Here is a 6,505-nt window from a genome sequence, read left to right as displayed (position 1 = left end):
GGGGCAGTTTAGTTCATTAACACATATGGGTTATTATGGTAGTATGAGGTTGTAAAGGAGGGTCTAAATGAAGCTGGTTTTTCAAGCATTTATTGGTTCAATTGCAATTCATATAATCTATTTAGTCGGTATGATGTTAGTCGGATATATAAAAACAAGGAACTATAAACCAGATATTACAAGTGCATGGGATAAAGTAGAAACACTTCAAAATGAAGTAGTTTTTGGTAAGGTAAATTCTCCTTTTCTTTACTTATTCACATTTGTAGGAGTAACTGTGATTTGTGGAATTATAATATTTTCATATAAAAAATTTTTTAACTTAAGGTTTCTTAGTTAAAGATGAGGGAGTTTAAAACTAATGAACGAAAAATACAGCAAAAGATCTGCGATATTAAGCATTATAAGTGCAATAACAATGTTTATTGCTTATGAATTTGCTCCTGATAAACCTGAAGGTATGATGGTTGTTTTCCTAAAAGTATTATTTTCTAGTTCTTTTATTACAGGTGTACTTAGCCTGGTTTTTAGTTATATAAGTTTTAAAAACAAAGAAGAAGGATTTCTAAAGAAGATAGCTCCTTTAATAATCTTATTGATTTTATTAGTATTTTCTTTTTCAATTATTGGGGTAGTAATAGGTTTAATGTAAAAAAATTCAATATCACTTATTGGATTTCATAAACTTTAATCCTTGTTGAACTAACGGGTGCTTCGTATTATAAGGTTAGCCAGTTTTTACTGGTTGACCTTTTTTTATTAGAATCTATTATATCAGTAGCCAGGGTAGGACGTACGGGTGCGTGGGACTTGATCCCGTGAACTAAACTGTCCGCCCCCTACTTGTAGAAACATGTTTGAGGCTGGTTGGGACGCAGATCTCGAATAACAAGCGAAGCTATGACACTACATGGAGGACTAGGGGTACTGGTTAGTAAGTAGAGGAGGAAAAAACAATGAATCCAGTTGTTGGTCTGGATGTGGCAAAAGGAGAGAGCCAAGTTCAGGCATTTTTAGATCAATCTAAACCGTATGGGAAGAGCTTTTCAATGAAGCATATCAAAAAGGAGTTAGATCATTTTTTAGAATTTCTAAAAGAAATTGAAGAGGTGACAGGGCAAATGCCTATGGTCATTTTAGAATCTACAGGGCATTACCATTCTCCTGTTATTCAATACCTGGAGGAACAAGGGATTCCATATATCTTACTAAATCCGATTATTTCTTATCAGGCAAAGAAGTCCAGCTTACGAAAGGTGAAAACGGACGCTATCGATGCGTACCAGTTGTGTGTGCTGTATTACAAAGAGGATTTAGAACCTCATAAAATTAGAGGAATTCAGCTATTAGACCTTCGGAATTTGTCCAGACAACAGGAAATCGTAACGAATATGTATGTGGAAGCTAAACTTCAGTTTCACACCATTTTAGATCAAGTGTTTCCAGAATACCGGAAGGTTTTTGGGGATCTATATTCAAGGGTTTCTTTATTGATCTTAAAGGAATATCCCACTTCAGAGGCGGTATTAGCAGCCGGGGAAAGTAAACTAGCAGAGAGTGTTATAGAGTTCTGTCCTAGCCGATCGGGTCAATGGGCATGGGAAAAAGCAAAAAAAATAATGGACTCCGCATCTCGAAATCCATTCCAAAAAAACGTGTATCAAAGTCACGTAATCAATCTTCGGATGTATATTGAGTTGCTTTTTCATTACCAGGGGCACCTCTCTGATTTGGAAGATCGAATAGTGGCCCTGGCAAATGAACTGGAAGAGTATAAGATCATCCAATCGATTCCCGGTATCGGAGAAAAAATCGCAGCCACGATTATCTCTGAAATTGGTGAAATTGATCGGTTTAATCATCCGAAAAAACTGGTTGCCTTCGCTGGAGTAGATCCAAGTGTTCACTCATCGGGTAAGTTTACGGCAACCATTAATCGTATTACTAAAAGAGGTTCAAGTAGATTACGTCATTCTCTGTATCTTGCCGTACTATGCGGCATAAGAAGTTCAAGGAACAAAAAGCTTAAAGCCTTCTATGATAAGAAAAAATCAGAAGGAAAACCGGCCAAAGTGTCAATCGTTGCCTGTATGAATAAGTTGCTTCATTGGATTTACGCTTTATTAAAGAGAAAAGAAGCATTCCTAGATTTAGCCTGATTAACGATTTTGTGAAACAGAGAAAAATCCTTCCAAAAGGGTTTTGGAGGGTTATTTGTCATGGCCAAAAATAGTATATCATAAGGGAAATGAAAATTTTAGAGAAAGATATTGACATCCTATTAGCTGGTTTAGTTGAACAAGAAAGGGGGAACGTTGTTCCCCTATATCTTCTTGTATACCTCTGCGTAAGCGACCTTTAATTGTTCTCTCAAACCTTTGTTTTCATCTTCTATTCTCTTAATTTTACGTTTTAATGATTCAATGAGAGCATCTTTGTTATTTTCATTCATTTCTCTTTTAATCTGTTTTGTAGTTGGTGCTTTTACTTGTTGCTTGCGAAGAGTTTCAATGCGCTCACGCAATTCAATATTGTTATATAGGGTTGCTTTTGCTACCCCAGCTTCACTAGCTACACTATTGAAATTAATGCTTTCATTCGATCGCACGAGCTTTTTAATCGCTTCATCTACTTTCTGACTGGTTTTTGCTTTTCTGTTTCGATGTACTTGTTTTAGCTGAGCCTTCCGATTATAGTCAGTCATTGTTTAACACCTTCTTTCGTTTAATGCGCTCTAAACGGCCGAAGATGATATTGCCACCCTCAAGAGTGTTCAAAATGCTTTGAAAACGGTCCAAATTCCTTTTATTCTTTTCCGCAATTTCACTTCTGCCACGTAGTTGCAATGCTTCAATAGTTTTTGTGGCCGTTTTAACTAACAACTCATACTTTTGAAGATCTAAGTTTGAAAACCCAATAGCGAGATCCTTACATGGACTACCCCCGTTACAAGTTAGGCAGGGAGGTTCTTCGGAGTAAGGACAGTTACCATTAATACGGGCATGACAGGTTCCATAGGGGTTGTCTACCGCAGTTAATTTCTGTTCCCTCCACAACATTTCTAATACATCGCTTGGAATGTCTTCATTGGGCTTTATTTCATTTACTTCACCATTCATATCAAAGCTAAAAATTCCTTGTTTAACAGCCTCCTCAAAGGCCTTACGCTTGGTGGTATCTAATAGCTTTGCATATCGCATTGTCATCTCAGGAGAAGCATGAGCTAGAAGCTCTTTAACCGTTAAAATATCTGTCCCATTGTTTAGCAGTTTAACAGCATATGTATGCCTGAATTGATGAGTTTTGAAGTGAAATGTTTTACCATCCTCGCCTAATATTTCTCGTTCAATCGAAAGTGCATTTAGATTCTGCCTAATCCATTCCTGGCTATATGGTTTCCCTTTTCTTGGCCCACGGTAACGAACAAAGATAAATTTTTCTGGATTATTCTCTTCATTGCTGCGCTTACATGAATTGTCAATAAAGACTGCGATAATAGCCGCCAACTCGTCATCAATAGGGATTGAATGCCCATTTACATACGTTTTTTGGATATCTGTGACTATCTGGTATTTGCCATTTAGTTTTACTAAACAGTCATGTTTCAAAGTGAGAACATCAGATATCCTTAATCCGGTTTTAAATGCAATCCACACTATTGGCTGTATTTCTTTATGCAGGTAATCGATTTCTCGAAACAACTGCTCTAGTACGAAATCAGGAATATAATCGACTTGATCATACGCCTTTTTCTTTTCTCTCGGTTTATCTTCAGGGAAGATAAGGATTCTGATATCTGTTTCTGGTGCCATGTCATATTGATAATTCTGTATATCTATCAGAAATTTTTGCACAATATGCAGAGACTGCCGAATATATCCATTGGGATTATTAGCTTTATGTTTAATAGTGTTTTTTGAATGTATGTGAAGCCATTCCATAAACTTAAGAATATGTACACGTCTTAGCCGTTTTAAATCAAGCCATTTAGGCTCGAGTTTGGAGATGACATTCAAAAAATTAGGAATATAAGTCATATAATTGACTGCGGTCCCTCCAGAAAAGTTTTGCTTACCTAGCAACCGATGTTTAAAATATTTTTTTAGCCCATTTCTAAAATGCGGATTATGTACCTTGTCAAAATTTATAAAATAATTATTTTGGGATTTGTTATACTTTATGCCATAAATATTATTCAACTTTCGGATATCCCATGACTCCTTGTCCCATTCTTCTCTATCATCCGTTATATCTTTTAATGTTGTATAAACCTTTTTAAAGAAAGTTGCGATATTTGTAGAATGTATTTCTGTCTTGTAGTTATGTCGTCTGTTTATAGTTTGTGTCAATCTCTTTCCATGTTTCATGAGCCATGCATGCCATTCCTGGTTCACCACATCTAAATCCAGATCTAAAATTGATCGAATATTAGGATATTCCTCATTAAGAAAAAGCATAAGATTTTTACAATCATAAATTGTAGACATACACGTATGTATCGTCCACTCTTCCCGAAATAATTTAGAGAAGAATAGGTATTTTAGTTCGGTTTTTACCGTTGGATTGGAAATGGAAAAGTGTAAGTTTTTGAACGTCCTTGTATACTTTGAAACAGGCTCCCTGAAATTTTCTATAGTGCCGATGTAATCCAAATTCCAAATGTCATTCTCTAAAAAGTATGAGTTATCAACTCTAGAGATCGTAACTGAGCCATCCTTGTTTATGATTTTTACGTAGAAATAGGAAAGTTCATTTTCCAGCCTTGCGTGAAAACCTTTGATTGCTTGTTGTGGATTAAGAATCTGCGTCATTTGAGTCCTCCTCAGGTTGAGATTTACCTATTTGAAAAGCATCTTGAGCCTTTTCCCAATTCTCACGAATTTCTTCAGCTGAAGGATGAAGATATAAATTCATCGTAGTTTGAATTTGTGAATGCCCTAACCGTTCTTGAACTTGCTTAATGTCCTTAGTTTGCATGTAATACATTGTTGCGTGTGTATGACGCAATAAGTGTGGATGTACATTAATACTTGTTTTTCTTCTTAATCTCTTGAATAGAGCTGAAACATCCTGGTAGTTCATCGGATGACCTACGTTATTGCCACGCAATTTAACAAAAACAAAGTTCGTATCCAGTTCAAGTTCATCTATTATGTCGTACAAATAATCGTCGTATAAATCCATTAAGGCTTGTGATATAAATATTTCTCTCTCCCCAGTCTTCAGTTTGGCTCCATTCTCCAATTCCCCTCGATTTACTAGCCGAAGATGATGACCATTCTTATGATCCAATTTGAAGTCCTCTATGAATAGTGACAGCACCTCTCCAATTCGCAACCCTGTTTCAAAGAGAAGTTGAATTAATAACCTATCCCTAACATTTGATGTAGCATCCAATAACCTGTGGACATCCTCTTTTTCTAACACCTGGGTCTTTTTCTTCGGTTCTCTTATTTTGAGAATATTTCTGTTTGACGGGTTTCCCTTGTTAACGTGGTAGAGAAAATCCTTGTATTTTTTCCGGCCCCCTGTAAATACCTGTTTGAATAGTTTATCTTTCAAACTATTTTTAAGATCCTCATTTCGGTAAAGAAAGTCATAAAAATTTGTTACAACTGTAATCGTAAGATTGATAGTCTTTTCTGTCCTATTAGCTGAAGTAGGTTGTAAGGGAGTTACCTTTATTGTTTGATAAGGCTTTCTTAACCATGCTACAAATTCCACCAAATTATTGAAATTCACATCTGTGTAATCTTTCTCTTTTTCTTGTAAATAAGTAAAATAATGCTTTAAAGAATAGCAATAGGTCTTTTGTGTGTTACTGCTTTTTCCCGTTGTATCCAAGTACTTTAGATATTTCATTACAGATAGTACAGGGAGTCCCTGCTGATCCAATAACATATATCTTTTTTTGTTCTCTTCCAGGATAACTTCTTGTACCTTCACGGGATTTACACCTCCTATATTAACAATATATTACTCTCAGTCCTTTCGACCTCACTACGCCTCCCACTGAGGGCTTTGTCCTCCTACAGTAAAACAACATTATGAACAAAGTATACATAATTTTCTAAATATATTTAATAATTCTATTTTGTATAAAAAATAGAGGATATATGTTCATAGTGAACATATTATCCTCTATTAATTATAGTATAGTTAAAATAACCTTAATCCAGTCATGTGATCGTGAACCGATCTGATATTTCGAATTTGCTTTCTTCTGGACGATCCCTTCAAGTCCTTGCTGTTTTACAAGTTCAAAAGAAGTCGGGCCATTACCATACATCCATTTTACCTTACAAATTAAATTGGAATCTTCCACTATTTCTTCAAGCAGCTCTTTTCTCTCGTGTAGAGGTAAATGAGTTACCTTTTGACCCTTATGATAAATTACGTCAAACACGCAATATTGTATATTATGTTCTGATTTCTTAGATTGAAATCTTTGCATCATTGCCTTTATTTATACCACGAAAATACACCGTATTAATAGTAATCATAA

General features: G+C 35.5%; 7 protein-coding genes. 3 read left to right on the top strand and 4 right to left on the bottom strand.

All coding sequences use genetic code 11. The features are described from left to right. The first annotated feature begins 67 nt into the window (after positions 1-67). From MHB45_RS27385 to MHB45_RS27375, 3 genes are all read left to right on the top strand, one after another. Positions 68-340: a hypothetical protein gene (locus MHB45_RS27385; protein ID WP_340908205.1), complete on the top strand. Its 273-nt coding sequence runs from the start codon at positions 68-70 to the stop codon at positions 338-340. A 21-nt stretch (positions 341-361) separates the two neighbouring features. Then, on the top strand, positions 362-652 hold the full coding sequence (locus MHB45_RS27380; RefSeq protein ID WP_340907704.1) for a hypothetical protein: 291 nt from the start codon (positions 362-364) through the stop codon (positions 650-652). Between the two features lie 304 nt (positions 653-956). Further along, entirely contained in the window at positions 957-2,159 is a 1,203-nt protein-coding gene (locus MHB45_RS27375; protein ID WP_072274005.1) for an IS110 family transposase, read from the top strand. A gap of 164 nt (positions 2,160-2,323) precedes the next feature. On the opposite strand, the gene MHB45_RS27370 is transcribed toward MHB45_RS27375, so the two are convergent. The 4 genes from MHB45_RS27370 to MHB45_RS27355 all read right to left on the bottom strand — a co-directional run bounded on the left by MHB45_RS27370 (position 2,324) and on the right by MHB45_RS27355 (position 6,454). Further along, positions 2,324-2,704 (bottom strand): DUF6262 family protein, encoded by a 381-nt coding sequence (locus tag MHB45_RS27370; RefSeq protein WP_284471852.1) that lies wholly within the window; start codon positions 2,702-2,704, stop codon positions 2,324-2,326. Then, a complete protein-coding gene (locus MHB45_RS27365; RefSeq protein ID WP_340908204.1) occupies positions 2,697-4,811 on the bottom strand; it encodes a tyrosine-type recombinase/integrase in 2,115 nt (704 codons plus the stop codon). The genes MHB45_RS27370 and MHB45_RS27365 overlap by 8 nt, the downstream gene beginning before the upstream one ends. Then, positions 4,795-5,946, bottom strand: a complete 1,152-nt coding sequence (locus MHB45_RS27360; RefSeq protein ID WP_340908203.1) for a tyrosine-type recombinase/integrase — start codon at positions 5,944-5,946, stop codon at positions 4,795-4,797. Before MHB45_RS27360 ends, MHB45_RS27365 begins: the two co-directional genes overlap by 17 nt. A gap of 202 nt (positions 5,947-6,148) precedes the next feature. After that, on the bottom strand, positions 6,149-6,454 hold the full coding sequence (locus MHB45_RS27355; protein ID WP_340908202.1) for an ATP-dependent DNA ligase: 306 nt from the start codon (positions 6,452-6,454) through the stop codon (positions 6,149-6,151). Positions 6,455-6,505 lie beyond the last annotated feature (51 nt).

This window comes from Peribacillus sp. FSL K6-5616 (assembly GCF_038008245.1).
Lineage (GTDB): Bacteria > Bacillota > Bacilli > Bacillales > DSM-1321 > Peribacillus > Peribacillus frigoritolerans.
Note: the sequence above shows the minus strand (reverse complement) of the source record. Positions and strands in the feature narration are given on the sequence as shown.

Excerpts from the sequence above, each read along its gene's own strand:
- MHB45_RS27370 (WP_284471852.1), bottom strand. The coding sequence starts at position 2,704 with ATGACTGACTATAATCGGAAGGCTCAGCTAAAACAAGTACATCGAAAC.
- MHB45_RS27365 (WP_340908204.1), bottom strand. The coding sequence starts at position 4,811 with ATGACGCAGATTCTTAATCCACAACAAGCAATCAAAGGTTTTCACGCA.
- MHB45_RS27375 (WP_072274005.1), top strand. The coding sequence starts at position 957 with ATGAATCCAGTTGTTGGTCTGGATGTGGCAAAAGGAGAGAGCCAAGTT.
- MHB45_RS27380 (WP_340907704.1), top strand. The coding sequence starts at position 362 with ATGAACGAAAAATACAGCAAAAGATCTGCGATATTAAGCATTATAAGT.
- MHB45_RS27385 (WP_340908205.1), top strand. The coding sequence starts at position 68 with ATGAAGCTGGTTTTTCAAGCATTTATTGGTTCAATTGCAATTCATATA.
- MHB45_RS27355 (WP_340908202.1), bottom strand. The coding sequence starts at position 6,454 with ATGCAAAGATTTCAATCTAAGAAATCAGAACATAATATACAATATTGC.